Genomic DNA, 25,145 nt, shown 5'->3' with positions numbered 1-25,145 from the left:
CATCCGCTTCCGCTTGCAGGCGAACTTGTTCTTCAGCCTGTGCTTTCGCATCCGCTTCTGCTTGCAGGCACGCTTGCTCTTCGGCCTGTGCTTTCGCATCGGCTTCCGATTTCAAGCGGGCTTGTTCTTCAGCCTGTGCTTTTGCATCCGTTTCCGCTTGCAGGCGAACTTGTTCTTCAGCCTGTGCTTTCGCATCGGCTTGCGCTTGCAGGCGCGCTTGCTCTTCAGCCTGTGCTTTCGCATCGGCTTCCGCTTGCAGGCGAGCTTCTTCTTCAGCTTGTAAACGGGCTTGCTCAGCCTGTTGTTCTTGTTCGTCGTTCTTTCGGCCGAAACCCAGCCAGGACATAAATCCGCGTTTCTTTTTTTCTGCCATTGGCAAATCCTAAAGCATGATTGGTACAATCAGCACGATGACATCGCGCTAATCTTAAACTGTGAGCACTGCGCCTTATAAATGCAGTGAGGTAACGGCGATGTATTACATACATTGCGGCGCAGAAAATTCGGCGAAAGAGGCCAAAACCCTTACGTCGCTGATCATTTTAAAAAGGGCAAGTTGACCTTGAAAATGCTGAGCCGTTACCGAACCGACATATACTAACACCTTCTTGGCGGTCAAAAAATCTATGGTAAGACGTAACCCTAAAAACCCTGCGAAACAACCTAACGGCAGGGGTAATCATCCTTCATCGAATGCAGGAGGCGGTTCTGGTTTTGTCCGCATTATTTCTGGAAAATGGCGAGGTCGCAAATTGCCAGTTAAGAACGTCGAAGGCCTTCGCCCTACAACAGATCGCGTGAAAGAAACGGTATTCAACTGGCTAGCGGCAGATTTATATCAAGCTAAATGCCTTGATGTGTTCGCAGGTAGTGGCGGTTTAGGGCTTGAAGCTTTGTCTCGTCAGGCTGATCACGTCACGTTACTAGAGCTTGATAAAGGTGCGGCGGCGCAAATCAATCTCAATCTAGCCACCTTGAATGCAGACAACGCGACCGTCCATAACATCGATGCCTTGCAGTACTTATCGCAAACCGGACAGCCATTTGATGTGGTCTTTATCGATCCACCGTTTCGTAAAGACTTGTTGAGTGACGTGTTGAACAAACTCGAGCACAATGGCTGGCTTAATAAGAACGCGTTGATTTACATTGAGGCAGAAAAAGAGCTTGGTGTGCCCGACGTTCCCGCGCATTGGGACATGATTAAGGAAAAGCATGCCGGACAAGTGAGCTTCCGGCTGTATCTAAGAGAGGAAAAATGAAAGCACTCATCTTTTTAGCAAAAGCGGCCATTGGCTTTGTCTGGTTGGTATTGATCACGAATATCATCTCGCCGTTTCCGGGTGTAGCCGCGATGGCACTGTATATTATGACCGCCTTTCTGTTCTGCATGCATGGCTTGCAGATGCTGATCTTTATCGGTGCATTCGGCGATAAAGTCTCCATGACTCGCTGGGAAAAATGGTCCATCCTGATATTTGGGATCTTCGCTCTGCTTGATATCCGCCGCAAGTACATGGTTGGTTGATATACCCAGCACTTAGAAGTGACATTGATACAAAAGATAAACAGCAAAAAGGCCTCTTCTGAGGCCTTTTTCGTTTCACTGTGTCTTTCTGCTCAGTAGCACTCGTTTAGTGCTGACAAATCCGCGCGTCATTCACCACTAACGAGCCTGCTTGTTCAAGAATCTTCTTCCTACGGCGCAAGAACACGAGAACTTCACTAAATGACAGCCCATTTTGGCTGCAAGTATGAAAACGTGCAGATGCACCCCATTGCCCGCTTACCCAGTCAACCAATGCTTGTTCAGACAAAGTTTGGGATTTGAGGTGGTTTAAGACTTCATGAACATGAATTGACACAGGCATAGCAACTCCACAAACGCACAACGATTAATCGGTCGTTATGGAAACACAGTCTTTGCTAGGCTGTTTTGATATGTCGCAAGATTAATCAGAATTCATCACGCGGTGTGCTGCATTGCCAGCACATCTCAAAGCTACCGCCATTTTCTTCTTGGCAGGATGGGCAGAACCACACACTTTCTGCCTGTGCTTCATACTGATGCAATGCAGATCGCGCTTTTTCTTCACGTAAGGTATCCACCCACAAAGTCACAGCAACCACATCGGCAGGAAGCTCGCCGGTGGCACTGGCGAGTGAGTCGCCTTTAAGCAGGACATCCATTCCCATGGATTCAAGCATTCCTTTCAGACTATGTGCCTCGAGTGAATTACTTGCACTATACACTTGAATCCACGACATTAATGACTCCTCGCTACTACGACATCACAGACAAAGTAATCAATCCCTGTGCGCAAAAATACGTGCTCATCACCAGCAATACTGAGGCGCGAAAAGGCCCTTTAAATCGCTCAAAGGCAAGAACGGTATCAGATACCATGAACAACAGTGCCCCACCAAACGCATATGCCGCCGTTTGCGAGTGTGCATTCATCCAAAATTCGCCTGCACCCCATGCCATCTGGGCGATCACGGCAATATAAATTCCAACAGGGATCAGCAAAGGCCCAAGATTAGGCAATAAAAGTAAGAAAACAATGACACTTGCCGCACCAATCAACGAGGGAAGCCACCATATCATGGGGCCATCAAACTGCTGCCAGAACGCAACACTATATAAAATATGCGCAATCAGAAAGCTCAATAGCCCTGGTATGAATCGGTCTTTGGGTAGCATCAAGAACACATCACCAAACAACGAAAATAACAGGCCAACTAAGATCAAATAAGTGTAAACATTCGTCTCTCCGCCCACCAAGGCGATCAGCATCATCAATAAAATAGTCAACGGTTTAAACAGATAAAACTGCCAACGCGGACCTTTGTAAGCAGCATTGATGTGCAGCAATCCTGAACAACAAACAGCAAGCCAACTCAACATGATCTCTTCCCTTAAATTGCGAGCCAACCAAGTCTAGGGATGCAAGATGGAAAGTCCACCGCACATGTCTCAGAAAGCGAAGCTCGCATCAAAAGCAGGCACCATGACGATTTATATCCGAATAACGCCAGAGCCTGTTCGGCTTTCTCGATCTAAAGCCCTAACGTTACTCCGGTCTATCCCCTTAAAAAGGGTAAGCCTTAGAATATCAGGGGGCGTCTCGATTAAGAGATCAACGATGTATCTCTGTTGACTGTCGATACAATCAAAAAAAGCACCCAAATTGGATGCTCTATTGTTGTTTAGTGCCCGTCTTAGGTACCGATGATGTGACGCCAGTTTTCGATATAAAACCAAACCGCACCGACAGTGACAGCAAAAATCAGGAAGAGGGCAACGCGCCAGATCATGCGATTGCTACGAGGCTGTAGCTCTTTTTCGCATTGCTTGCAGGCCGATACAAAACCACGCATGTCGTCGACTTCATAGCCGTCTTCATGCACGGTTTTATTTCTGATGGTAGCCACAAAGCGCAATTTGGCGATCACATCATGTGGCAACCGCTCTTGGCAACTCGTCACCAATTCGTGAAGTCCTCGCCCTTGAGCGTGATAATGCTCTTTCAGCAAACGCTCCAGACGCCGACTTTGTCTCACAACAACAGCAATGTCATCCATGTAGGCCTCCTATAGGGCGGTGTCTTAGTACCCGCGATCGATGCTTTTCATTAGCTTACGTCATATCACCAAAAATGAGAAAACTCTTTAACTTCGTTTACATTCGCACCGATGCAAATACAGATAAGTGCGATCGATCACGAATTGTTTCTGGTGGCAGTATGTCTACTCCTTCTTCTGAAGTAGACTCTCGCTCGACATTTTACGGCCGGATTAAGGAGACAACCGTGCCCATTTCTCTGATTTTGCTCATGCTCGCCCTTGCGGTGGTTGCTGGTGTCTACTTTGTATTTACCTTCCAAAAGCATTCATTGGGACACGGCGCAGAAGATCGTGCGATCGACATCCGCATTCTTGATAAACAAGCCGTTTCTCTGCCAAGCCCAGATCAACACCAAGACCCAGAAGAATATTGGATCTATGTTGAGCCAATATCAGGCGGTCCGAAACGCGAATTCCAAGTGGGTATTCATTATTATCACGCCCTACAGCCCGGTGATTGTGGCACGCTAACATACCGCGGCGCTGACTTTGTTCACTTTGCTAAATTGCAAAGAATTAACTAATTAGGGCACTAACCACGCCGTCGCGCGCCACTTCGATAATCCGGCACTGGTCCAGTAAGACAACACAAAAACGACCAATGTCACCACCGGGATGGCTAACCATGCCATCCCAAGAATCACATCACTTTCCCTCAGCGGCCAAAGAAAAATGGGATGGATCAGGTAAATGCCTAATGAGTGGCGACTAACAACCGTCACCCGCCTTTGCCATTTATCAGACACGTTGTCTGCCCATCGCTTACAAAGCACAAACACCATGGTGGCGATGAGCACAGTATTAATCGTCTTATAAGAGAACCAGCCCGCACTTGTGTATGCACCCTTTGCGACACTTTGTGAGATCGCTGTGTACTCGGTCGCCACCAACGCTAACACGCCCAAAAAGAGTAACAAGCCAAAAGGCACTTCACGCCGATGCAGCGCATAGCCCAGTAACAGATAGCCACCGAAAAGCACCAACTCTTCGACAAAACCCAGATCCACCCCCATTAATCTTGCCACACACAGTCCCAGCCAAAGCGCCAATACGGTATTGAACATATCCGGCGCTTCTCGTTTCACTAAAGGACGGAGTACTGGAATCAGTAGATATAGCGGCAGGAAATAATAGAAAAACCCCAAGTGATAGTAAGTTTCTTTCACAGGAAATTGTGTCAATCGTTGTACGGTTTCCGACCAATTTACATTTTGTAACGATATTGCCGCGAGAATGGCATAAAAAACAGACCAGACCACAAAAGGCACAAACACTTTCATCACTCGCCGTTTAACAAAATACGAGGGTGAAAATGGCCGGGTGTCTGACAGCATCAATGCACCTGTAATCATAATGAATACGGGGACAGCCCAGCGACTTGCGCCGTTAATTCCAATGGCAGAAAGCCAGTCACTTTGTGGGATCTCGCCTGCGATGTAGCGATAAGGCCCCAAAACATGAATGGCGATCACTGCAATCGCAGCAACAACACGCAACAACTCGATATAAAAGACTTTTTTTTGCATTTCGGTTCCAGAAAGTGGGCGAAAATTCAATGGCGATGCCGTGATTGTAAACCCGTCGATAATTCCACCAAACAGAACAGAAAACAAACAACATATAATACCAAATGTTAATTTTATTTTAAATTATATGGCTGTATTGATGCTATTTAATAGCACTACATATTGCAATTGACCGTTTAAATGCCCTAGCATGCTTTTCAGATTAAAGATGGATAGTTACCCAACATGGAGGAACTGATGCAGACATCAGCTTCGCAACATCAAAACGGCGGGAAGCCAAAGAAATCCTTTTTTTCCCGTTTTCTCGATACTGTAGAATTTCTCGGTAACCTTCTCCCTCACCCGGTCACCCTGTTTGCCATTTTGTGTGTGGTCATTTTCTTTGCATCGGGCATTGCGGGTTACTTTGGCATGTCGGTCACCGACCCACGCCCAGAAGGCACGGCGGGTCGTGCTGCTGATGGCATGATTTACGTTAAAAGTCTGATGAACGCGGAAGGCGTGCAGCTTATCGTGATGAATCTCGTGAAGAACTTCACCGGATTCGCCCCTCTAGGCACCGTATTGGTCGCCATGATGGGTGTCGCCGTTGCCGAGCATTCAGGTCTACTTTCCGCCACCATGCGCTCTTTAGTGATGGGGGCGTCTCAACGTATGGTGACCTTAACCGTCGTTTTCGCGGGTATCATCTCAAACACAGCATCGGAGCTGGGTTACGTGGTACTTATCCCACTCGCAGCCATGATATTCCACTCTCTGGGTCGTCACCCATTGGCGGGTCTTGCGGCAGCTTTCGCCGGTGTCTCGGGCGGTTATTCTGCCAACTTGCTGCTAGGTACGGTTGACCCACTGTTGTCTGGTATCACTGAAACCGCCGCACAAATGATTGACCCTGTGTACACGGTTGGCCCAGAAGCGAACTGGTACTTTATGTTTGCATCGACCTTCCTGATCACCATTTTGGGTGCCTTGGTTACTGAGAAAATTGTTGAGCCAAAGCTCGGCAAATACGATCAGTCCATGGCGGCAGAAGATTTCGAAGCCAAAGAAGCAGGCAAAGTCACTGACATTGAGAAGCGCGGTATGCGCAATGCAGGCATCGCGGCGCTTATCGTATCAGCCTTACTGGCGATGACCATCGTGCCGGAATGGGGCATTCTGCGTAACCCTGAAACGGGCTTAGTGGCAGGCTCTCCGTTCTTAAAAGGTATTGTTGCCTTCATTTTGGTGTTCTTTGCTATTCCAGGTTACGTTTACGGTAAAACCGTCGGCACCATGAAGACTGATCGTGACGTGATTGATGCGATGGCAAAATCCATCAGCGCCATGGGTCTTTACATCGTGCTGGTCTTCTTTGCCGCGCAGTTCGTGGCACTGTTTAAATGGACCAACTTCGGTCAGGTTATTGCCGTTGGTGGTGCAGACTTCCTGCAAAACATCGGTCTAACTGGCCCAATGTTGTTCTTCGCCTTCATCATCATGTGCGGCATCATCAACCTGACACTCGGTTCAGCGTCTGCGCAGTGGGCAGTGACCGCGCCGATATTCGTGCCAATGCTGATGCTGGTTGGCTATGCGCCGGAAACCATTCAGGCGGCATACCGTATCGGTGATTCGGTGACAAACCTTATTACCCCGATGATGAGCTACTTCGGTCTTATTTTGGCGGTAGCCTCACGCTATAAGCGAGATTTAGGCATAGGGACACTGATCGCCACCATGCTGCCATACACGCTGGTATTCTTGTTAGGTTGGAGCATCTTCTTCTACTTGTGGGTATTCGTCGTGGGTATGCCAGTGGGTCCAGGCTCCGCCACGTACTTTAACTTCAGCCAGTAATGACTGCCGTGTAATGATGAAACAGCCAGCATTTGCTGGCTGTTTTTGTTTGTGACTATTTTTCCTTCGACAATGCCTAACCATGAACATAGATGCCTTAACATAGGCGCCCTGTTTTCGCTGACAACTGGCGATATTCCTAACACATACCCGAGCACTTCTCGTGTGTCGTGATATGCTAAATAGAAACCCCGAACCGGAATGTACATGTCAATTGAACGCCCTTTTTTATTTTCTCGTGAAGACGAGTTAGCCACCACCATGGCTGAACAAGTTGCGCCATTTTGGGCAACACGTCAGCAAGGGCAGATCATTGGCCAAGAAGGCCTGCGTCTGCATTGGTGCGCCTTCACCAAGCCTGAGCACACCCGCGCTATCGTGGTGGTCAATGGCCGAATTGAAGCGACTGAAAAATATAAGGAAGTGTTTTTAGATTTGTTCCGTCAAGGCTATGACGTTTACAGTTATGACCATCGTGGACAAGGTCAGAGTCAACGTCTCGTCACAGGCAGTGACATCGGCCATGTGGTGGACTTTGAGCATTACGTTGACGACCTTGAAACCTTTGTCGATGAAATCGTCACGCAAAAGCCCCACCAGCAACGCATGATACTGGCGCATTCGATGGGCGGCGCGATCACCACCCTCTATGCCGCAAGAAAGCCGGCCGCCATTGACGCATTAGCACTCAGTGCCCCGATGTTTGGCATCAATCTTTCACCAACACTGAGAAAAGTGGCTAAGCCGCTGTGCCGTGCATTGTCAACCATCCAACATCCCGCTGGTTATGCGCCAGGCCAGGTTCCGTATTGGCTCAAACCGTTTAAGCACAACTTGCTGACTCACTCAGAAACTCGCTACCAGTGGTTTCGCAAGCTGTATGAGGATAATGAGACACTCAAAGTTGGTGGCCCGAGCAGTCAATGGATTTGGCAAAGTATGTCTGCCTGTGAACGCACGATTGAGGCGGCACGAATGATCGATATGCCGATGCTGGTGATGCAGGCGGCACGCGATGAAGTCGTGTGTAACCACACCATGTTCCATTTTCACCGTGAACGTCAGGCGCTCAATCTGCCTATCAAATTTGATATCGTGCCAAACTCTCGTCATGAATTATTGTTCGAAAAAGACGTGACACGCGACACGGCTCTTAACCTGTCCCTCTCCTTCTTCGATGCGCAATCGGCCGCACCACTTGAGCAAACCGCGTAATCGCTAAATTGCCAGTGAGAAACGAGTCAACCAGCAAATTTGTCGGTTATTTCGCCTAAACGGGAAAAAATAACCGACGATTTGATCCCTTTTCTTTCTTTCGCGCTTGGATACACTGAAGGGGTATTGAACACTCTTCTCTTCGACTTGAGGTACATATGTACAGAATCGTTGCGTCCGATCTCGACGGCACCCTGCTGACACCAGACCATAGCATCGCTCCTTATACTCGTGACGTCTTACAACGCCTGCATCAAAAGGGCGAGCATTTTGTTTTCGCAACCGGTCGTCACCACATCGATGTGGCACACATTCGCCAGAGCGTGGGCATTCCAGCATTCATGATCACCTCAAACGGTGCGCGCGTTCACGACGCGGATGACAACTTGGTTTTCAGCCGCAATGTCGAACCAGAAGTCATCACAGAACTGGTCAACATGATGAAGGACGATGAAACCGTCACGATTCATATCTATCGTGAGAACGATTGGTTACTGAACCGCGTTGACGAAGATTTGGCGAAATACCACAAAGATTCAGGTTTCAGCTTTACGCTGTTTGACCCAGAAAATCCGCCGCTTGAAGACGTAGCGAAAATCTTCTTCATTCGTCATGATCATGATTACCTGACGGCTATTGAAAAGAAATTCATCGACACCTTCGGCGATAAAGTCAGCGTGGCTTTTTCTACGCCATTTTGTCTTGAAGTTATGGCTGCTGGTGTATCGAAAGGCGAAGCATTAAAAGCGGTTGCGGAAATCAAAGGCTTTAGCCTTGATGAATGTATCGCGTTTGGCGATGGCATGAATGACGTGGAAATGTTGAGTGCTGCGAAAAAAGGCTTGGTGATGGAAACCGCGCATCCACGCGTAAAAGCCACACTGCCTAACAACGAAGTGATCGGCAGTCATGCAGACGAAGCAGTGGCTCGCTATCTTGAAACACACCTGCTGTAACGCTGTGTTGGCTTGAAAAGCAATAATGTAAAGCGTGTGCTACAACAGATACATAAGATGCAGTACGGCAGCGATTCCCCCCGCTGCCGTTTTCTTTTTCAGTCACTTGACCTAATTCGCCAATTTAACTGATGCTACCCACAGCTACCTTTTGCGTGCTTCCGACATCGCAAGGATTTCGCTCCACTGCATCTCAGTGACGGGCATAATGCTGAGACGACTGCCTTTCTTGACCAGCGGCATCTCTTCCAACGCAGGGTTCGCTTTGATCCGCGCCAGCGACAAGTACGGCAGATGCTGACGATAGACCACATCTACCATTATCCAACGTGGATTTTCCGGTGAGCTTTTGGGATCAAAATAAGGGCTTTCAGGGTCAAACTGAAAATGATCGGGATACGCGGCCTTTACCACTTCAGCGATGCCCACCACACCCACATCTTTGCACGAGGAGTGGTAGATGAACGCAAGATCGCCAACTTTCATTCCATCACGCATCATATTTCGCGCCTGATAATTGCGCACACCTTCCCAGCACGAGACCTTTTGCTGTTTTAAGGTGTCTATAGAAAAAGTATCAGGCTCGGTTTTTAATAGCCAATACGCCATAATCTCCCCATTGGTGTGAATGCCATCATCATGGTTTTACCCTTTTAGCCCATGAAAGAGAAGAGGAATCTCCGTTGCCAATTCCAAATCACCGCCTTCCAAAACTGCTGAGCCTCGCTGTTATTATTAGCCTGCTTTCTGCCTGCAGCCAATCACCATCTGGGCCCGTTGAACTGGGAAACTCTGATGATTTACAAACACAATCATCGCCTCAATCGGCACCAACGCCAGTCCCGCAACGTTTTATGCTACGTGGTGAAGTCACCTTGAGCCATGAAGTGCGTGCTATCACGCCGTGCGGCAGTAACAGCCAATACTGGCTGCAACTCGACCCGTCACTTACACAGCAAGGCTTAGGCTTAAGCGCAAGCCCTTATCGCTCCATCTATGGAGAAGTCGTTGGCGAGTTGGTTGCGCCATCATCAGACGGGTTTGGAGCCGACTACCCTGCCACGTTCAAAGTCACGCAACTCAACCTGATGTCAGCAGAAATTGACGGCTGCCAACAACCCCGTGACCGCACAGTCGCTTCGGGCACGGAGCCTTTCTGGGGAGTGTCTGTTGAAAGCAATACACTGCAATTTAGTCGCTTAGGGCATAACAGCGAAAACGTCACGCTCACTGCTCGAGACATCAGTCCAGAAGCACGAATTTATCAGGCCGATGGTGCAACACTGACGCTCCGTCCTGAGCTTTGTAGCGATGGCATGAGTGACAGCATCTATGGCTGGACATCCAATTTCACCAAGGGCAAGCAATCATGGCACGGCTGCGCAACGTTATCGGCAGATGACCCCACCCAAGAGTGGGTCGGTAATTATCAAGGAGTCACCACACTTGGTGATACCCGATTGACGACCACAGTCACCCTGAACTCAGATCATTCTGCCACCACGCATTATCAGCAAGCCAATGAGCCAGAACTCATCGAAACAGGCATTTGGCAGCAAGTGAACGCCAATGCCGTGCAAGTCATGATGACTCGCCATCAAGGCCAGTACCTGGTGAGTGAACGTCTGTTTGAGCGAAATGGACTGACCCTGACTGCTGACAAAGAAATCGTCAATGGCCGCGAATACAGTCTTGGTGCGCAAGGGTTAACCTTGTCTTTGATGGTCGGCAGCAAAACAGACGCGACCAAAATGTCACAGGGTGTGGAAGGTTCAGCGGAGTTCAACCCAAAGGTTGATGCGGCGTTGAAAGCTTATTTGGGTGAGGCTGCTACCGAAGTAGCAGGCACACGTTATCGTTGGTTGAGCGAAGATCTCAACAACGATGGCAACAACGAATTACTGGTATTGACCGACTGGTGCGGCAGCGGTGGCTGCACCTTGTTAGTGTTTGCTAACCAAAACGGCGATTGGCGCTTCAACAGCCGTATAAGCTTGGTTCATCTCCCGTTCCAAATGAGTAATACGACGCACAATGGCTGGCGTGATTTGATCATGCCTGTCGGTGGCGGTGGCGCCAAAGCCTCCACCCGCGTGCTTCACTTTGACGGCAACCGTTATCCCTCGAACCCTTCGGTTGCCCCCGAGGTTAATCTGCCTGACGCTGCCGATACCTACCTGTTCTCAGATGGCATTTATCCGCAACAGGAAGGCGTTACGCTTAACTAATTGAACGGCGAGGAATACACATTGCCAACCAAACCTGCGCCGTGTGAACATTGCGGCTTTCATTACAACTGCTTGTGCGACCACACTCCGTCGTTAAACAGCAATGTGCGTATTGAACTATTAATGCACGAAACAGAAGCCAACCGCGCCACCAATACCGGTCGGCTTTTGGAAGCTTCACTGCCGCTTTGTCGACGTCACATCTGGCACCGAAAAACACCACCAGCAGAATTGCTGACCTTACTGGCAGACCCTGCGGCTCAGCCATTTTTGGTATTTCCAAACGAAACGGCGACCCCGCTAGAGAGATTGACAGAATGTCACCCGTCATCATCAAACAGACAGCCATACGAAAAGCCTCTGCATTTCATCATCGTGGATGCAACGTGGCAGCAGGCGCACAAGATGCTGCGCCAGAGCCCTTGGCTGGAAGATATACCAACGGTGACCTTGCCCGAGGGGCTGACAACCGCCTATTCACTGCGCCGCAATCAACCCTCGGGGTCACTCTGCACCTGTGAAGTCGGCATTGAAATCTTAGCCGCGCTAGGTGAACAGGAGAACGCTCGCGCCATATCTGCATACTTTCATCAATTTATGCTCATGTTCGAAGCAGATCGGCAACATATTGCGTTATCACAATAGCGCACCTAAGACTTGCAAGCCGGCAAGTCTGACTTTACTGTTATGAAACAGATATCGCTCACAGGACGCACAAACATGACCGTGGTATCAATGGCGGCCAATACGCCGCTTGAACAGCAGATAAATGCCTTAGAAACACAGTTTTCTAAGCTGACCGAATTGGGTAAACAAATCCCTGACATTGACTATGCCGAGCGCATTGAAGACTTAACTCGCCTGCAGCGCGTACTGAAAATCCATACCGACGCGTTAGTTGACGCATTATCGCAAGATTATGGTCATCGCAGTCGCACCGACACCCTGATGGCAGACATCATGCCGTGCTTTCAGATGCTTCGTTATACCAAGCGCAAGCTCAAGCGCTGGATGAAACCTTCGCGCCGGTCCACCGGTCTTTTGCTCGCCCCCGCCAAGGTTGAAATTCATTATCAGCCACTTGGCGTTGTCGGCATCATCGTGCCATGGAACTTCCCGATCACCTTAAGCCTGATCCCTTTGATGACAGCTATCGCGGCGGGCAACCGCGTGATGCTCAAGATGAGTGAATTCACGCCACTCACCAATCAGGTTGTCAAAACCATGCTCAGAGAGGCGTTTTCTGAAGACAAAGTGAGTGTCATTGAAGGCGATGTCGCGGTGGCAACCGCATTCACCAAGCTGCCTTTCGATCACCTGCTGTTTACTGGCTCGACCGAAGTGGGCAAAAAAGTGATGGAAGCCGCTTCCGCAAACCTCACACCTGTCACGCTAGAGTTAGGCGGGAAATCCCCCGTGATTATTGCCCCCGACATTGCTCCCGAGATCGCGGCGGAGCGTCTGTTGTTTGGCAAAAACCTCAATGCTGGGCAAATCTGCGTCGCCCCCGACCATCTTTATGTTCATGAAGATAAACTGGATGATGTCGTCGAAGCGCTTCGCGCTCAATGGAAGGCCGCCTACCCCGAGGGTATTCAAAGCGATGATCGCACGGCCATTATCAATGACCGCCAATTCGCCAGACTGGAGTCTTTGATTGATGATGCACAAAAGCATGGCGTCACAGTTATCCCGCTGAGTGAAGAAGCCATACTGCCTGCAACACGAAAAATGGCGCTTCACCTGGTGATCAACCCGCCCGCAGACAGCGTCATCATGCAGCAAGAAATCTTCGGCCCCTTGCTGCCCATTATCACATATCACGATGTGCAGGATGTGCTCACGATCATTCGAAACATGCCGCGACCATTAGCCCTGTATTTGATGTCCTTTGATGAAGATTTCAAGCGTCATGTCATCCGACACACGCACTCAGGCTCTATCGCCGTTAATGACACCATTACCCAGGTTGCCGTCGATGACGCACCTTTTGGCGGCGTAGGTCCATCTGGTTTAGGTCACTACCACGGCATCGAAGGCTTCCGCACTTTCAGCCATGCCAAAACCGTGCTCAGCCGAGGCAAGTTCAACCCCGGCAAGCTGATGACACCGCCGTATGGAAAATGGTGGCAAAAGATCATGTTCACGTTGTTTTTGCGATAAAAAAAGGCGCTGCTATTACGTGGCGCCTTTTTCAAAATCTACAAAATTTAAAAATAACAAATCGCGCCACATGAAACATGTGTGATTTATTTTTTAAAATATATTCAAGAATGTGAAATAAAACGTAAATGTAACGTCATGCAGGCATCATTAAGCACGGGATGTGATGATAAATTGCAGTGCTGATATTTTTGGAGAGTGATTGTAATCTAGAAAAGAGTTGTAAATAGAAGGCTTAGAGCGAGAACGATTTATTGCAGGCGAAAAAAAACGCAGATGGATAACCACCTGCGCTCTTCTTTCGAAATTACAGAGCTACTACGTTAGCAGCTTGTGGGCCTTTTTGGCCTTGCTCAACTTCGAAAGATACTTTTTGGCCTTCAGCCAGAGTTTTGAAGCCTTCAGAAGCGATAGCACGGAAGTGAACGAATACGTCAGCACCGCCGTTGTCTTGAGTAATAAAACCAAAACCTTTCTCTTCGTTAAACCATTTTACTAGACCAGTTGTTTTGTTAGACATAATGTGTCCCTTAATATTAATTCATAAAAAATTTCGCAAAAATGCGATGCACTGAAAGCTTGAATTATTGAATGTTACGATGAAGCTAAGGGAAACACAGAGGGCACAACAATTGGAAGGCAAACTGAATTTTTACTTTTACTTTTACGTCTTTCATTAATAACCCTGTTCAACAGAGCGAGGTGAATAATACTCGAACGCCTATTTTTGTAAAGGTTTATTTTTATCGTTTAGAGAATAAATTTTGCGCACTAAGCCCGAGGTCAGCCTCCCCCTAAAAGTGGAAGCGCCAGACCTCGATTCAAGTCTTTCATTTACTTACTGCTAATCACACATTCTGCCCTGCAACCCAGCCGGAACTCCATGCCCACTGGAAGTTGTACCCCCCCAGCCAGCCAGACACATCCATCACTTCGCCGACAAAATATAGCCCTGAGACCTTTTTCGTTTCCATGGTTTTTGAAGAAAGTTCATCAGTATCCACGCCGCCCAGCGTGACTTCCGCCGTGCGATAGCCTTCTGTGCCGTTCGGGGCGATATTCCACTGGTGCAGATAATCCGCCAGCGACGCAATCTCTTTGGGGTTGAGCTGCTTGAGCGGCTTATCTTCGATATCACCGCGTGTGATCATGGCTTCGACCAAACGCTTTGGAAGCAATCGTGACAAGCTGTTTTTCAGGCTCTGCGCCGGATGTTTGTCACGCATCGCGTTGATGGTGTCAGCCAGATCTAAATCCGGCAACAAGTTCACCGTGACTTTCTCGCCGGGCACCCAGTATGAACTTATCTGCAACACCACAGGGCCAGACAAACCACGATGGGTAAACAGTAGGTTCTCTTTAAAGGTCACATCATTTTCTGACGTGATGGTGACCGGAATGGCAATACCAGACAAATCAGCAAACGCAGCCTTGTCTTTGTCGTGCAAAGTGAATGGCACTAGGCCTGCGGTGGTCGGTATGCGCTTCAAGCCAAACTGCTCTGCAATGTGGTAACCGAATGGGGTTGCGCCGAGCTTGGGCATCGATAGCCCACCGGTTGCCACCACCAATGACTGGCACGCTACCGTGTCGGTATCGAGTTTTAATGTGAAGCCGTCTTCGTTTTTCTCAATGCTATGCACATCGCAACGATAGCGTTGTTCGACATTGGGCATATCGCACTCTTTTAGCAGCATTTCGACGATATCTTTCGCCGAGTCGATGCAAAATAGCTGGCCGTGCTCACGCTCTTCCCATGCAATGCCGTACTCGTTAATCATGGAAAAGAAATCCCACTGGCTGTATTGCGCCAGGGCGGACTTAGCAAAATGCGGATTGCCACAGACGAAGTTAGATGCCGTTACGTCGTAGTTAGTGAAGTTGCAACGACCACCGCCGGAGATCAGAATCTTCCGTCCTGGTTTTTTGCCGTTATCGACCACCAGCACGGAACGACCGCGCTTACCCGCTTGCGCGGCACACATCAAGCCTGCTGCACCTGCGCCAATGATCACTACATCAACTTGCTTCATCTCTTCACTCTACTGCTTTAACAACGATCTGCATTAAATAGGGCGGCATTGTAGCCGCCCAGATCCGCTTGAGCCAGTGTGTTGTCTGATTCAGTGCTTGTTCGATGCTGCTTGGATAGCCTCAGGCACGGGAATGGCAGCTTCAGTCATCTCGTCTTTATCAAAGCTGATGGTGCGCGATGGGAACGCGAAGTCTGCACCATGTGCATGAACAATATCGACAATTTTCAGCATTACATCCTGCTTCACTTCGTGATAGCGGGACCAATTGATGGTTTTGGTGAAGGCATAAATAAAGAAGTTAAGCGACGAGCCTGCAAAGGCATCAAAATTCACCATCAAGGTCGACCGCTGTTCAATGTCGGGATGGGTCTCGAGCATCGCTTTCACATCCGTCACAATGGCCGCCATTTTGTCGGCGTCTTTATAGCGAAGGCCAATGGTTTCGTTGATGCGGCGATGTTGCATGCGCGAAGGATTCAACACCACAATGCTGCTAAATACCGAGTTCGGCACATACAAAGGGCGGCTTTCAAAGCTACGGATCATGGTCATTCGCATACCGATGCGCTCTACCGTGCCTTCGATGTTGCGATCAGGAGAGCTAATCCAATCGCCCACACTGAAAGGCCGATCGAAATAAATCATCAGCCCCCCGAAGAAGTTAGACAATAAATCTTTGGCTGCTAAACCCACGATAAGGCCACCAACACCACCAAAGGTGAGAAGACCTGTCAGGCTAATACCAAATGCTTGTAGCGCCGTTAATACGCCCACGACGGCTAATAACAAGCGCAGTATATGCCCCATCGCAGACACCGTGGTTTGGTCGCGCGTATCGGATTTCATCAAATACGCTTCTATGCGATTAACTAAACGCAGCAATATCCAAAGGATGACTGCAAAAACAAGCACCCGACGCGACACCACCAGCCAGCTTTCACTCACTTTCGCCGTGGCTGCTAACAGGCTGTCGAGCACATAACTCGATGGCCATAGCCATATCAACACGCTAATAGGCGTGCTCACTGTTTGCAGTAAAATGGTGTCCCACTCGGTTTTGGTCTTTTGAGAAATCGCGACCAAACGTCCAAAGACGACGTGCCACACTAACCAGGCAAATGCTGCCATCGCCAACAACACGGCAATGTGTTCTACCCATTCTAAATTGATGCTTTGAGAACTCGAATGCCACCACGCCATGAATCGATCCACGTCGCTCACCCCTTATCGTCAGGTATTTTGGTTTTAGGTCTTTGAATTATTGGTGTCGAGGGTAACAAAAAAAACGCTGACAACTGCCAGCGTTTTTTGATTTTTGCTAAGAGCCTTCGTTAGGCCAGCGCTTCGACTTTGTTAGTCGCTTCAGTGTTTACAAAGAAAAAACTTAAAGACCTGCGAACGCCACAAAAAAGAGTGAAACAACCAAAGCGAGTACAAGGGCGGTCGATAAAATAAACAAGTGTCTGACTTTGTTGCACTTGGCAATAAAAGCCGTGTCGTGGTGATGAAGATATTCTTGGCTTCGAATGTAATGATATAACCGCTTTTGTCGGCTGATATCTCCTTGGGAAGAAAAGAAATTATTGCCACGCGTCATTTGCTGGTACAGCAGTGGGTTGGCTTCTCGCATCATCACGAGTAAAACACGAAGTGAACTCACATAACGCAGGATGTTCGCCAGCGTAACAAAGAAAATCGCGATAATTAAGGCGTCTCCGCTCATGGTCTCATCTCCCATTGTTGCCTAAGGGAAGCCCGAGCGAAGACGTAGTATGCGTCTTAAGCCACAGGGCTATCCATCACAGAAGTGGGTGCTTGTTTGGCCATTTCTGCCAAATCTTTATCAATGAAGAAAAGGGCTTTTCCGTCTTCCCCTACCAGTTCAATCTTGTCAATCACACTCTTGAAGATCTTTTCTTCTTCGTGTTGTTCAGCGACATACCACTGCAAGAAACTAAATGTAGAATAGTCCTGCGTAGTGAACGCGACGTGTGCCAAATGATTAATTTTCTCAGTAATGAGCTGCTCATGTTTGTACGTTTCACGAAACACTTCACCAAGCGATTCAAAATGGTGGCGAGGCGCTTCAATCGTGCCCAATATCGGCATCGCACCGGTCTCACTCACGTAGGTGAATAGACGCTGCATGTGCTCCATTTCTTCTTGCGCATGCTTACGCATAAACTGCGCTGCACCCTCAAATCCTTTGTCTTCACACCATGCACTCATTTGTAAGTATAGGTTTGATGAAAAAAACTCCAAATTAATCTGCGCATTCAGTTGCTCAATCATGGGTTTTGCTAGCATGCTATTGTTTCCCTTCTATTCAATCTGAGAGTCATTTTGTCTGTCGGTGAACGTTAATTCAACCCCGTCAGTCGATCTGTAGTAACACGTTCACCAAGCACACATCGGCATTGGGATCTCTGCAACAGTCTTGTTTTGGAGACAATGCTAGTTTTTGATTGATGTTCATGACGAATATATCCAAAAGTCCCCATCAGCTGAGCAAACGACGCCATACATTGCGAAGGAAACTCCACTAATATTGATGAGGATTGGGTATCGTTTTACGGTTTATTCAGGAGTCAGGCTATGGGTTATAAACACATTCTGGTGGCGGTCGATCTTTCTGCCGACAGCGAAGCACTGGTTCAAAAAGGCGCTGATCTGGCTAAACCCCTCGGAGCAAAACTGTCACTGATCCACATCGACGTCAACTACGCGCAACTCTACACAGGCCTGATAGACGTCAATCTGGTGGAAACGCGCAACCACATTATTGATGAAGCGCAGGCGCAACTGAACACGCTGGCAAAACACGTGGATATTCCCGTCACTCATACGTTGGTCGCCAGTGGTGACTTAGCTGAGGAGATCACCGAATCTATCGGCCATTTCGGCATTGATCTCGTCATTTGTGGTCATCATCAAGATTTTTGGAGTGCGTTAATTTCGTCCGCCAAACAACTGATCAATAAAACCCCTGTCGACATGCTGATGGTGCCGCTACCAAGCTGATCGCACACGCCAAGTACGCTGATCTGTCCAGAGTCTCGACCCCTACCTATTGACGCAATTTCCGGTACACTCTGCGGCAGTTTCTTACCAAATATGGATCGTTATGGGATACCTCGCGTTTATTACCCTCTTATGGGCTTTTTCTTTCAGCTTAATTGGCGTTTACCTTGCCGGACAGGTCGATGCTTGGTTTTCAGTCGTTACCCGGGTGGCGTTGGCGGCGGTGGTTTTTCTGCCATTTTTACGCCTCAAAGGTGTACCTCGTCCGCTCATGCTCAAGTTAATGGCCATTGGTGGCATTCAGCTTGGCCTCATGTATTGCTTCTACTACCAATCCTTTTTATATCTCTCTGTACCAGAAGTACTCCTTTTCACGGTATTCACGCCCGTCTATGTCACGCTGACGTATGATTTACTGCATCGCCGTTTCTCTCCCTGGTATCTGATGACAGCTGCACTGGCCGTGCTTGGCGCGGTAATGATCAAGTTCGCGTCGGTGAATCCAAACTTTATGCTGGGTTTCTTGATTGTTCAGGGTGCAAACCTCTGTTTTGCCATTGGCCAGGTCAGTTATAAATTCTTGATGGAACGCACAGAGACAGACGTGCCGCAACACACGGTGTTTGGCCTGTTTTATCTTGGCGCATTGTGTGTGGCTTTGCCTGCATTTCTACTGCTCGGCAACACAGACAAGCTGCCCACCACATCGCTGCAATGGGGGATTTTGATTTACCTTGGTACTGTGGCATCAGGCTTGGGCTATTTCTTGTGGAACAAGGGAGCGACACTCGTCAATGCTGGCGCACTGGCAGTGATGAACAATGTGCTGGTACCAGCAGGTATTGTGGTCAATGTGCTCATCTGGAACCGCGATGCGGATCTGGGGACACTTACGATGGGGGGCGCAGTGATTTTGGCCTCGCTCTGGCTCAATGAAACTTGGGTGAAAAAGAAAATATTGGCGTCTAACCACACTCACGCATAAATAAAAAAACCGCCAGATTGGCGGTTTTTTTATCGGCTTAGCGAAGCTACGTTATAGAAATGCAAACGCATCGCCAAACAAGTGGTCACGCTCTGCGCCACGTTCGGTGCAGAACATTTCGCGTGCCGCACCCGCCATTTCAAAGCGACCCGCGATATACACGTCATAGGCTGACAACGACACGAAGTCTTCCATCACGGCTTGCAACACATTGCCTTCTTTGCCAACCCAACCTTGCGGTGTGTTTTCCACCACAGGAATGTAAGTCAGTAGGCTATTTTTCAGTGCCAACGCTTCCATTTCATCATTGGCATAAAGCTGACTGATATCACGTCCGCCCCAATAAAGGAAAATCGGCTGCTTGAAGCCTTGGCTCAGACAATGATCCAACATGCTACGCACGTAAGAAAAACCTGTACCACCCGCAATCAAAACTAATGGGCGTTGGCGTTCTTGACGAAGCCAAGCTTCACCGTGCGGCGCTTCAATCAAAAAGGAGTCATCCCCTTTTTCTAGCGCAGCTTGAGCCGCTTTCACCACATCCATAGCATAGGCATTTTCTTCTGCTGCACCAATGTGCAATTCAAGCTCATGGCCATTTTGACGGCATGGGCTGCTGGCAATCGAGAATGGACGCTTGTCTTTCTCACCCATCACCGCTAGCAGGTATTGACCCGCTTTGTAGCTCACAGGCTGCTCAGGCTTTAATAAAATTCGATAGGTGTTATTGGTCAGTGACGACACTGACGTTACTTCACATTTAATAGTCATCGCTTTCCTCAAAACTAACCACCAGATCACTGCTGGGAATGGCCTGACAGGCAAATATCCAGCCGTGCTCTTTTTCTTGTTCGGTGAGCATAGGCTCCAGGTGATAATGCACATCACCTTCTATCAACCTGCAAAGACAGGTTGCACAAGCACCGATCTGACAACGGTTAGGAAATGGTATTCCTGCGCTGAGCGCGCCTTGCAATAGTGTTTGGTGCGCAGCAACCTCAAACTGGGCTCCTGCTGGCATCAGGTTTACTTTATACATGGATTAAATACCCAACATGCCCCACATTTCGTCTACTTTCGCAACAATTTGCGGATCTTTGGCAATGGGTGTTCCCCATTCACGGGTCGATTCTCCCGGCCATTTATTGGTGGCATCTAACCCCATTCTAGACCCGCACTCGCTAACTGGCGATGCATCACCGCGAGCGTCTTCTCGATAATCATCCGTAGGCGACTTCGCGAACAGGGTATCACGAGCCGGATCCATGCGGGTGGTTATTGCCCAAATTACATCGTTCCAGTCGCGTACATTGACGTCACCATCATCAAATACCATGACGAATTTGAGGTCTATAATTTGCCCCAATGATGCCCAAATGCTTTCCATCACACGAGGAGCATGGCCCACAGAATCTTTCTTAATGGTCACCAATGCCATGCGACTCGCATGGGCTTCAGACGGCAGGTAGAGATCAATAATTTCTGGCAACTGTGCACGCACAGCAAGCATTGCTTCTTTAAGCTTTTCCAGATCAGGCTGCGCATCATTTGGCGAAGGGTAATTGACGGTTTCCGCTTCCCATTTAACGGTGGCGTCGATGCCCATTTTGGAGCCCAACCCCACAACTGGTGATGCAAAGTCGAGAGAATCAATTGGGGTGTTTTCGATAAGCAGCGTGTCACGCATCGGATCCATGCGAGTCGTCATTGCTTGAATAACACTGTGCCAGTCACGGGTATCAACGTCTTCATCAACCACGATGACATACTTGGTGTACATAAATTGGCGTAAGAAAGACCACACACCCATCATCACGCGCTTGGCGTGCCCGGGGTATTGTTTCTTCATGCTCACTACCGCCATGCGATACGAACAGCCTTCCGGCGGCAGATAGAAATCCACAATCTCGGGAAATTGCTTTTGCAAAATAGGCACGAATACTTCGTTCAATGCGACGCCAAGCACTGCTGGTTCATCCGGTGGACGGCCTGTATAGGTGCTGTGATAAATCGGCTTTTGACGCATGGTAATGTGCGTCACGGTGAACACATGATGACGTTCTACTTCGTTGTAATAGCCTGTGTGATCGCCATATGGCCCTTCGTCAGCAAACTCATTCGGATCAATGTAGCCTTCCATCACAATTTCTGCGCTGGCAGGTACATCTAAATCATTGCTGATGCTTTTCACAACTTCGGTCTTACTGCCTCGAAGCAAACCCGCAAACGCGTACTCTGACAAGGTATCCGGCACTGGCGTGACCGCACCAAGAATCGTCGCAGGATCAGCGCCATAGGCGACAGACACCGGAAAGGGTTCGCCTGGGTTTGTTTCCATCCATTCACGTAAATCCAGCGCACCGCCTCGGTGTGCTAACCAACGCATGATGACTTTGTTTTTACCGATTTTCTGCTGACGATAAATACCGAGGTTCTGGCGTTTTTTATTCGGCCCACGGGTGATGGTTAATCCCCATGTCAGCAGCGGTGCCACGTCATCCGGCCAACAGCTCATCACAGGAATTTTATCCAGATCGACATCGTCACCTTGCCACACGATGTCCTGACACGGTGCTTTGCGCAGTTTTTTGGCTGGCATGTTTAACACTTGTCGAAACACAGGCAGCTTGTCTAACGCATCTTTAAAGCCCTTTGGCGGCTCAGGCTCTTTGAGGTATGCCAGCAATTTACCGACTTCTCGCAGCGCGGTGACGTCATCACGCCCCATGCCCATAGCGACACGTTTTGGTGTTCCAAACAGGTTTGCTAGCACGGGAATATCGTAACCGACCGGGTTTTCAAACAATAACGCTGGGCCACCGTCACGCAAGACGCGATCCGCGATTTCTGTCATTTCTTGATTTGGGTCGACAGGATGAGAGATGCGTTTTAACTCACCGACAGATTCCAAATAGTCGATAAACACGCGTAAATCAGTAAATTTCATAGCCTTCCCGGATGAGATGTAAGGATTCGATTATAACGGGATGTGTCGCGGGTAACACGTTTGTAAAAATGAAAACAAAAGGTCTATCTGTCAGCTTTTGACGCTATCTAGTCCATTCTCGATATTACGACGAGTGACACCCGAGACTTGTTGCAGCAATTGCTCCAACCAAACACGGTGACCCTGTTCAGCCAACAGCATTGCAATAGATTTACCGCGCTGACGATCACCAATCTGCTTAAGCAAAAACATTTTCACATCGTCAGGAAGAGGATGTAAACCTGCCAGCTGTCTGATTGCCATCTCCGCCAATGCGGGGTTAACCGTGGCGGCGATCATCTGATCAATATGTTGTTGGCTAACAGGAGGGGTATCCATCTTCCGCAATACCTCCAAACTGGCGCTATCAGTGCGTCGCAGCCAAAGTAAGCTATACAGCGCGTTACTGCGGGTTTGGGTGGCTAACGCTGCCAAAACCGTGTTGTCAGGGCACCAATTCATGTTTTTGTCATCAAGATACAACACCTCAAGTTTACTGAGCGCTTGCGGTGAAAGATGAGAGATGAGGCTGACTAACGCTTCTCGTCGCAATGTGTAATCGTTTGAGGAGAACGACAGCCATTTTGCCAAAGACAATTGGTCATAATTGAGCAACCTGTTGGCTTCATCTCCCAGCAATTTAATTTCCCAGCGATTGAGTACCCATTTCGCTTCACCTGCATAATTAAAAGCAGGCATGGTCACCCAGTAGCCATTGCCCTGACTTCTCACTAAGTACTTAGGTTGTTGATGGCTAATGGTGACAAGAAACTTTTCGATTTCTGGCGTCATTTTAGAAAAATTCAACGCACGACGCGTCACGACGGTCAGTGCTTCTTCGCGCAACAATTCCGGCAAGGCGGCAAGATAGGTGTCGAGTTGTGAAATCTGATTGGCATCAAACAAGGTGGTCGCATGAAGAATAGCTGACACCGTATTGGGATCGGCAATATGCGATGCCAAGTCATCTGGCGATATCGTGATGGCACGCGACACACCGCCAAAGAGGGTGAATATAAATATGATTAGTAAAACAAGTGAACGTTTCATCCCAGAAATCCTGCGCCAGTACATCCCAATCGACTGGCTGAATAATATGCCAGCTCAATTCTGAGGCTCATTCTCATATTTAGCAACTGATAAGCGCCTGACTCTGTCTTTCTTCAAGCAAAAAAAAAGCACCGCTAGGCGGTGCTTTTTTAATTCAGCATGGTGCGCGTTATGATTTCTGACGACGCATTGCTTCAAAGAATTCTTCGTTAGTCTTGGTCATCGAGAGCTTATCAAGCAGGAATTCCATCGCATCGCTTTCGCCCATTGGGTGAACAATCTTGCGCAGGATCCACATTTTCTGCAGCTCATCAGACTTCGTCAGAAGCTCTTCACGACGCGTACCTGAACGCGTGAAGTCGATAGCGGGGAAGACACGCTTCTCGGCAATCTTACGAGACAGGTGCAGTTCCATGTTACCTGTACCCTTAAACTCTTCGTAGATAACTTCATCCATCTTAGAGCCAGTATCAACCAGCGCTGTTGCGATGATGGTCAGGCTTCCGCCCTCTTCGACGTTACGTGCAGCACCGAAGAAACGCTTTGGACGATGCAATGCATTCGCATCAACACCACCAGTCAGAACTTTGCCTGAGCTTGGTACCACGGTGTTATAAGCACGTGCCAGACGTGTGATTGAATCCAACAGGATAACCACGTCTTTCTTGTGCTCAACAAGGCGTTTGGCCTTTTCGATAACCATTTCAGCTACCTGAACGTGGCGGCTTGCAGGCTCATCAAAGGTAGAAGCAATCACTTCACCTTTTACCAAACGCTGCATTTCGGTCACTTCTTCTGGACGTTCGTCAATCAGAAGTACCATTAGCTCACACTCAGGGTGGTTGTGGGCAATGCTCTGAGCAATGTTCTGCAGCAAAATGGTTTTACCCGCTTTTGGCGGAGCAACAATCAAACCACGTTGACCTTTACCGATTGGCGATGCCAGATCCAGCACACGTGCTGTGATGTCTTCGGTAGAGCCATTACCACGCTCCATCACCATACGCTCGTTTGCGTGCAGTGGCGTCAGGTTTTCAAACAGGATCTTGTTGCGGGCATTATCAGGTCGGTCGTGGTTAACTTCATTCACTTTTAACAGTGCGAAGTAACGCTCGCCATCTTTTGGCGGACGGATTTTGCCAGAGATGGTATCACCAGTTCGCAGGTTAAAACGGCGAATTTGGCTTGGTGAAACATAGATATCATCTGGGCCAGCAAGGTAAGAGCAGTCTGCACTGCGCAGGAAGCCGAAGCCGTCCTGAAGGATCTCCAGCACGCCGTTTCCAAAAATATCTTCGCCGCTTTTCGCGTGTTGCTTCAAGATCGCGAAGATGATGTCTTGTTTACGAAGGCGGGCAAGGTTTTCAAGGCCCATGCTTTCGCCTAAGGCGACCAGCTCAGAAACGGCCTGATTCTTCAGTTCGGTAAGATTCATAGTGGTAGGTGTCTTGTCAGTCAAATTTGAGGTCTGATTAGTTTGGGTTTGGGAATCACAGGGTGTGATCGAGAGATG

General features: G+C 48.7%; 27 protein-coding genes and 1 pseudogene. 11 read left to right on the top strand and 17 right to left on the bottom strand.

The window, feature by feature from the left end; translation table 11 throughout:
* Positions 1-373: pseudogene (locus A1OO_RS07360) on the bottom strand (signal recognition particle-docking protein FtsY); the annotation flags it as partial.
* 253 nt (positions 374-626) lie between these two features.
* Here A1OO_RS07360 and rsmD point away from each other — a divergent pair.
* On the top strand, positions 627-1,262 hold the full coding sequence (rsmD, locus tag A1OO_RS07355; RefSeq protein ID WP_016960611.1) for a 16S rRNA (guanine(966)-N(2))-methyltransferase RsmD: 636 nt from the start codon (positions 627-629) through the stop codon (positions 1,260-1,262).
* Positions 1,259-1,528, top strand: a complete 270-nt coding sequence (locus A1OO_RS07350) for a DUF1145 domain-containing protein (protein WP_016960610.1) — start codon at positions 1,259-1,261, stop codon at positions 1,526-1,528. The genes rsmD and A1OO_RS07350 overlap by 4 nt, the downstream gene beginning before the upstream one ends.
* A 106-nt stretch (positions 1,529-1,634) precedes the next feature.
* On the opposite strand, the gene A1OO_RS07345 is transcribed toward A1OO_RS07350, so the two are convergent.
* The 4 genes from A1OO_RS07345 to A1OO_RS07330 form a co-directional block, all read right to left on the bottom strand.
* Positions 1,635-1,871, bottom strand: coding sequence for a YecH family metal-binding protein (locus tag A1OO_RS07345; protein WP_016960609.1), 237 nt, complete (start codon positions 1,869-1,871; stop codon positions 1,635-1,637).
* An 85-nt stretch (positions 1,872-1,956) separates the two neighbouring features.
* Positions 1,957-2,268, bottom strand: a complete 312-nt coding sequence (locus A1OO_RS07340; RefSeq protein WP_016960608.1) for a DUF2007 domain-containing protein — start codon at positions 2,266-2,268, stop codon at positions 1,957-1,959.
* Between the two features lie 16 nt (positions 2,269-2,284).
* On the bottom strand, positions 2,285-2,908 hold the full coding sequence (locus A1OO_RS07335; RefSeq protein ID WP_017002639.1) for a lysoplasmalogenase: 624 nt from the start codon (positions 2,906-2,908) through the stop codon (positions 2,285-2,287).
* Positions 2,909-3,222: 314 nt separating this feature from the next.
* Positions 3,223-3,585 carry a hypothetical protein gene (locus A1OO_RS07330; RefSeq protein WP_017002638.1) on the bottom strand — a complete coding sequence of 121 codons (363 nt, stop codon included), beginning with the start codon at positions 3,583-3,585 and terminating at the stop codon, positions 3,223-3,225.
* Between the two features lie 227 nt (positions 3,586-3,812).
* On the opposite strand from A1OO_RS07330, the gene A1OO_RS07325 reads away from it, so the two are divergent.
* A complete protein-coding gene (locus tag A1OO_RS07325; RefSeq protein ID WP_016960605.1) occupies positions 3,813-4,151 on the top strand; it encodes a DUF2500 domain-containing protein in 339 nt (112 codons plus the stop codon).
* On the opposite strand, the gene A1OO_RS07320 is transcribed toward A1OO_RS07325, so the two are convergent.
* A complete protein-coding gene (locus A1OO_RS07320) occupies positions 4,152-5,153 on the bottom strand; it encodes an acyltransferase (RefSeq protein WP_017002637.1) in 1,002 nt (333 codons plus the stop codon).
* A gap of 237 nt (positions 5,154-5,390) precedes the next feature.
* Here A1OO_RS07320 and A1OO_RS07315 point away from each other — a divergent pair, with 237 nt between their 5' ends.
* The 3 genes from A1OO_RS07315 to A1OO_RS07305 all read left to right on the top strand — a co-directional run bounded on the left by A1OO_RS07315 (position 5,391) and on the right by A1OO_RS07305 (position 9,163).
* Positions 5,391-6,992, top strand: a complete 1,602-nt coding sequence (locus tag A1OO_RS07315; RefSeq protein ID WP_016960603.1) for an AbgT family transporter — start codon at positions 5,391-5,393, stop codon at positions 6,990-6,992.
* A 207-nt stretch (positions 6,993-7,199) separates the two neighbouring features.
* The gene (locus tag A1OO_RS07310) at positions 7,200-8,207 is read left to right on the top strand and encodes an alpha/beta fold hydrolase (RefSeq protein WP_017002636.1); all 1,008 of its coding nucleotides are present in this window, start codon (positions 7,200-7,202) and stop codon (positions 8,205-8,207) included.
* Between the two features lie 158 nt (positions 8,208-8,365).
* The gene (locus tag A1OO_RS07305; RefSeq protein WP_017002635.1) at positions 8,366-9,163 is read left to right on the top strand and encodes a Cof-type HAD-IIB family hydrolase; all 798 of its coding nucleotides are present in this window, start codon (positions 8,366-8,368) and stop codon (positions 9,161-9,163) included.
* Positions 9,164-9,307: 144 nt separating this feature from the next.
* On the opposite strand, the gene A1OO_RS07300 is transcribed toward A1OO_RS07305, so the two are convergent.
* Positions 9,308-9,772: an EVE domain-containing protein gene (locus A1OO_RS07300; protein WP_017002634.1), complete on the bottom strand. Its 465-nt coding sequence runs from the start codon at positions 9,770-9,772 to the stop codon at positions 9,308-9,310.
* Between the two features lie 74 nt (positions 9,773-9,846).
* On the opposite strand from A1OO_RS07300, the gene A1OO_RS07295 reads away from it, so the two are divergent.
* From A1OO_RS07295 to A1OO_RS07285, 3 genes are all read left to right on the top strand, one after another.
* Complete coding sequence (locus A1OO_RS07295; protein WP_017002633.1) at positions 9,847-11,391, top strand: COG3650 family protein; 1,545 nt, start codon at positions 9,847-9,849, stop codon at positions 11,389-11,391.
* Positions 11,392-11,412: 21 nt separating this feature from the next.
* Entirely contained in the window at positions 11,413-12,036 is a 624-nt protein-coding gene (locus A1OO_RS07290; RefSeq protein ID WP_026023763.1) for a tRNA-uridine aminocarboxypropyltransferase, read from the top strand.
* A gap of 75 nt (positions 12,037-12,111) precedes the next feature.
* Positions 12,112-13,554 (top strand): coniferyl aldehyde dehydrogenase, encoded by a 1,443-nt coding sequence (locus tag A1OO_RS07285; RefSeq protein WP_017002631.1) that lies wholly within the window; start codon positions 12,112-12,114, stop codon positions 13,552-13,554.
* A 307-nt stretch (positions 13,555-13,861) separates the two neighbouring features.
* On the opposite strand, the gene cspE is transcribed toward A1OO_RS07285, so the two are convergent.
* The 5 genes from cspE to ftnA form a co-directional block, all read right to left on the bottom strand.
* Positions 13,862-14,074, bottom strand: coding sequence for a transcription antiterminator/RNA stability regulator CspE (gene cspE / locus A1OO_RS07280; RefSeq protein ID WP_016960596.1), 213 nt, complete (start codon positions 14,072-14,074; stop codon positions 13,862-13,864).
* A 328-nt stretch (positions 14,075-14,402) separates the two neighbouring features.
* A complete protein-coding gene (locus A1OO_RS07275) occupies positions 14,403-15,587 on the bottom strand; it encodes an NAD(P)/FAD-dependent oxidoreductase (RefSeq protein WP_016960595.1) in 1,185 nt (394 codons plus the stop codon).
* 90 nt (positions 15,588-15,677) lie between these two features.
* A complete protein-coding gene (locus tag A1OO_RS07270) occupies positions 15,678-16,790 on the bottom strand; it encodes a mechanosensitive ion channel family protein (RefSeq protein WP_016960594.1) in 1,113 nt (370 codons plus the stop codon).
* Positions 16,791-16,974: 184 nt separating this feature from the next.
* The gene (gene uspB, locus A1OO_RS07265) at positions 16,975-17,313 is read right to left on the bottom strand and encodes a universal stress protein UspB (RefSeq protein ID WP_016960593.1); all 339 of its coding nucleotides are present in this window, start codon (positions 17,311-17,313) and stop codon (positions 16,975-16,977) included.
* Positions 17,314-17,369: 56 nt separating this feature from the next.
* Positions 17,370-17,897, bottom strand: a complete 528-nt coding sequence (gene ftnA, locus A1OO_RS07260; RefSeq protein WP_016960592.1) for a non-heme ferritin — start codon at positions 17,895-17,897, stop codon at positions 17,370-17,372.
* A gap of 288 nt (positions 17,898-18,185) precedes the next feature.
* On the opposite strand from ftnA, the gene A1OO_RS07255 reads away from it, so the two are divergent.
* Positions 18,186-18,611, top strand: a complete 426-nt coding sequence (locus A1OO_RS07255) for a universal stress protein (RefSeq protein ID WP_017002630.1) — start codon at positions 18,186-18,188, stop codon at positions 18,609-18,611.
* A 103-nt stretch (positions 18,612-18,714) separates the two neighbouring features.
* Entirely contained in the window at positions 18,715-19,596 is an 882-nt protein-coding gene (locus tag A1OO_RS07250) for a carboxylate/amino acid/amine transporter (protein ID WP_016960590.1), read from the top strand.
* A 51-nt stretch (positions 19,597-19,647) separates the two neighbouring features.
* Here A1OO_RS07250 and fre read toward each other — a convergent pair whose 3' ends face one another.
* The 5 genes from fre to rho form a co-directional block, all read right to left on the bottom strand.
* Positions 19,648-20,367: an NAD(P)H-flavin reductase gene (gene fre, locus A1OO_RS07245; protein WP_017002629.1), complete on the bottom strand. Its 720-nt coding sequence runs from the start codon at positions 20,365-20,367 to the stop codon at positions 19,648-19,650.
* Positions 20,357-20,635: a 2Fe-2S iron-sulfur cluster-binding protein gene (locus A1OO_RS07240; protein ID WP_016960588.1), complete on the bottom strand. Its 279-nt coding sequence runs from the start codon at positions 20,633-20,635 to the stop codon at positions 20,357-20,359. Before A1OO_RS07240 ends, fre begins: the two co-directional genes overlap by 11 nt.
* A gap of 3 nt (positions 20,636-20,638) precedes the next feature.
* Positions 20,639-22,543, bottom strand: coding sequence for a 4-hydroxy-3-polyprenylbenzoate decarboxylase (gene ubiD, locus A1OO_RS07235; protein ID WP_017002628.1), 1,905 nt, complete (start codon positions 22,541-22,543; stop codon positions 20,639-20,641).
* Between the two features lie 90 nt (positions 22,544-22,633).
* Positions 22,634-23,632 carry a hypothetical protein gene (locus tag A1OO_RS07230; protein WP_017002627.1) on the bottom strand — a complete coding sequence of 333 codons (999 nt, stop codon included), beginning with the start codon at positions 23,630-23,632 and terminating at the stop codon, positions 22,634-22,636.
* A 169-nt stretch (positions 23,633-23,801) separates the two neighbouring features.
* Positions 23,802-25,067, bottom strand: coding sequence for a transcription termination factor Rho (gene rho, locus A1OO_RS07225; protein ID WP_016960585.1), 1,266 nt, complete (start codon positions 25,065-25,067; stop codon positions 23,802-23,804).
* Positions 25,068-25,145 lie beyond the last annotated feature (78 nt).

The sequence above is a fragment of the Enterovibrio norvegicus FF-33 genome (assembly GCF_000286835.2).
Taxonomy (GTDB): domain Bacteria; phylum Pseudomonadota; class Gammaproteobacteria; order Enterobacterales; family Vibrionaceae; genus Enterovibrio; species Enterovibrio norvegicus_A.
The sequence above is the reverse complement of the archived record's forward strand: the minus strand, read 5'-3'. Positions and strand labels throughout refer to the sequence as shown.

Coding starts and splice junctions, on each gene's coding strand:
- rsmD (WP_016960611.1), top strand. CDS start 627: ATGGTAAGACGTAACCCTAAAAACCCTGCGAAACAACCTAACGGCAGG.
- A1OO_RS07350 (WP_016960610.1), top strand. CDS start 1,259: ATGAAAGCACTCATCTTTTTAGCAAAAGCGGCCATTGGCTTTGTCTGG.
- A1OO_RS07345 (WP_016960609.1), bottom strand. CDS start 1,871: ATGCCTGTGTCAATTCATGTTCATGAAGTCTTAAACCACCTCAAATCC.
- A1OO_RS07340 (WP_016960608.1), bottom strand. CDS start 2,268: ATGTCGTGGATTCAAGTGTATAGTGCAAGTAATTCACTCGAGGCACAT.
- A1OO_RS07335 (WP_017002639.1), bottom strand. CDS start 2,908: ATGTTGAGTTGGCTTGCTGTTTGTTGTTCAGGATTGCTGCACATCAAT.
- A1OO_RS07330 (WP_017002638.1), bottom strand. CDS start 3,585: ATGGATGACATTGCTGTTGTTGTGAGACAAAGTCGGCGTCTGGAGCGT.
- A1OO_RS07320 (WP_017002637.1), bottom strand. CDS start 5,153: ATGCAAAAAAAAGTCTTTTATATCGAGTTGTTGCGTGTTGTTGCTGCG.
- A1OO_RS07315 (WP_016960603.1), top strand. CDS start 5,391: ATGCAGACATCAGCTTCGCAACATCAAAACGGCGGGAAGCCAAAGAAA.
- A1OO_RS07310 (WP_017002636.1), top strand. CDS start 7,200: ATGTCAATTGAACGCCCTTTTTTATTTTCTCGTGAAGACGAGTTAGCC.
- A1OO_RS07305 (WP_017002635.1), top strand. CDS start 8,366: ATGTACAGAATCGTTGCGTCCGATCTCGACGGCACCCTGCTGACACCA.
- A1OO_RS07300 (WP_017002634.1), bottom strand. CDS start 9,772: ATGGCGTATTGGCTATTAAAAACCGAGCCTGATACTTTTTCTATAGAC.
- A1OO_RS07285 (WP_017002631.1), top strand. CDS start 12,112: ATGACCGTGGTATCAATGGCGGCCAATACGCCGCTTGAACAGCAGATA.
- cspE (WP_016960596.1), bottom strand. CDS start 14,074: ATGTCTAACAAAACAACTGGTCTAGTAAAATGGTTTAACGAAGAGAAA.
- A1OO_RS07275 (WP_016960595.1), bottom strand. CDS start 15,587: ATGAAGCAAGTTGATGTAGTGATCATTGGCGCAGGTGCAGCAGGCTTG.
- A1OO_RS07270 (WP_016960594.1), bottom strand. CDS start 16,790: ATGGCGTGGTGGCATTCGAGTTCTCAAAGCATCAATTTAGAATGGGTA.
- uspB (WP_016960593.1), bottom strand. CDS start 17,313: ATGAGCGGAGACGCCTTAATTATCGCGATTTTCTTTGTTACGCTGGCG.
- ftnA (WP_016960592.1), bottom strand. CDS start 17,897: ATGCTAGCAAAACCCATGATTGAGCAACTGAATGCGCAGATTAATTTG.
- A1OO_RS07255 (WP_017002630.1), top strand. CDS start 18,186: ATGGGTTATAAACACATTCTGGTGGCGGTCGATCTTTCTGCCGACAGC.
- A1OO_RS07250 (WP_016960590.1), top strand. CDS start 18,715: ATGGGATACCTCGCGTTTATTACCCTCTTATGGGCTTTTTCTTTCAGC.
- fre (WP_017002629.1), bottom strand. CDS start 20,367: ATGACTATTAAATGTGAAGTAACGTCAGTGTCGTCACTGACCAATAAC.
- A1OO_RS07240 (WP_016960588.1), bottom strand. CDS start 20,635: ATGTATAAAGTAAACCTGATGCCAGCAGGAGCCCAGTTTGAGGTTGCT.
- ubiD (WP_017002628.1), bottom strand. CDS start 22,543: ATGAAATTTACTGATTTACGCGTGTTTATCGACTATTTGGAATCTGTC.
- A1OO_RS07230 (WP_017002627.1), bottom strand. CDS start 23,632: ATGAAACGTTCACTTGTTTTACTAATCATATTTATATTCACCCTCTTT.
- rho (WP_016960585.1), bottom strand. CDS start 25,067: ATGAATCTTACCGAACTGAAGAATCAGGCCGTTTCTGAGCTGGTCGCC.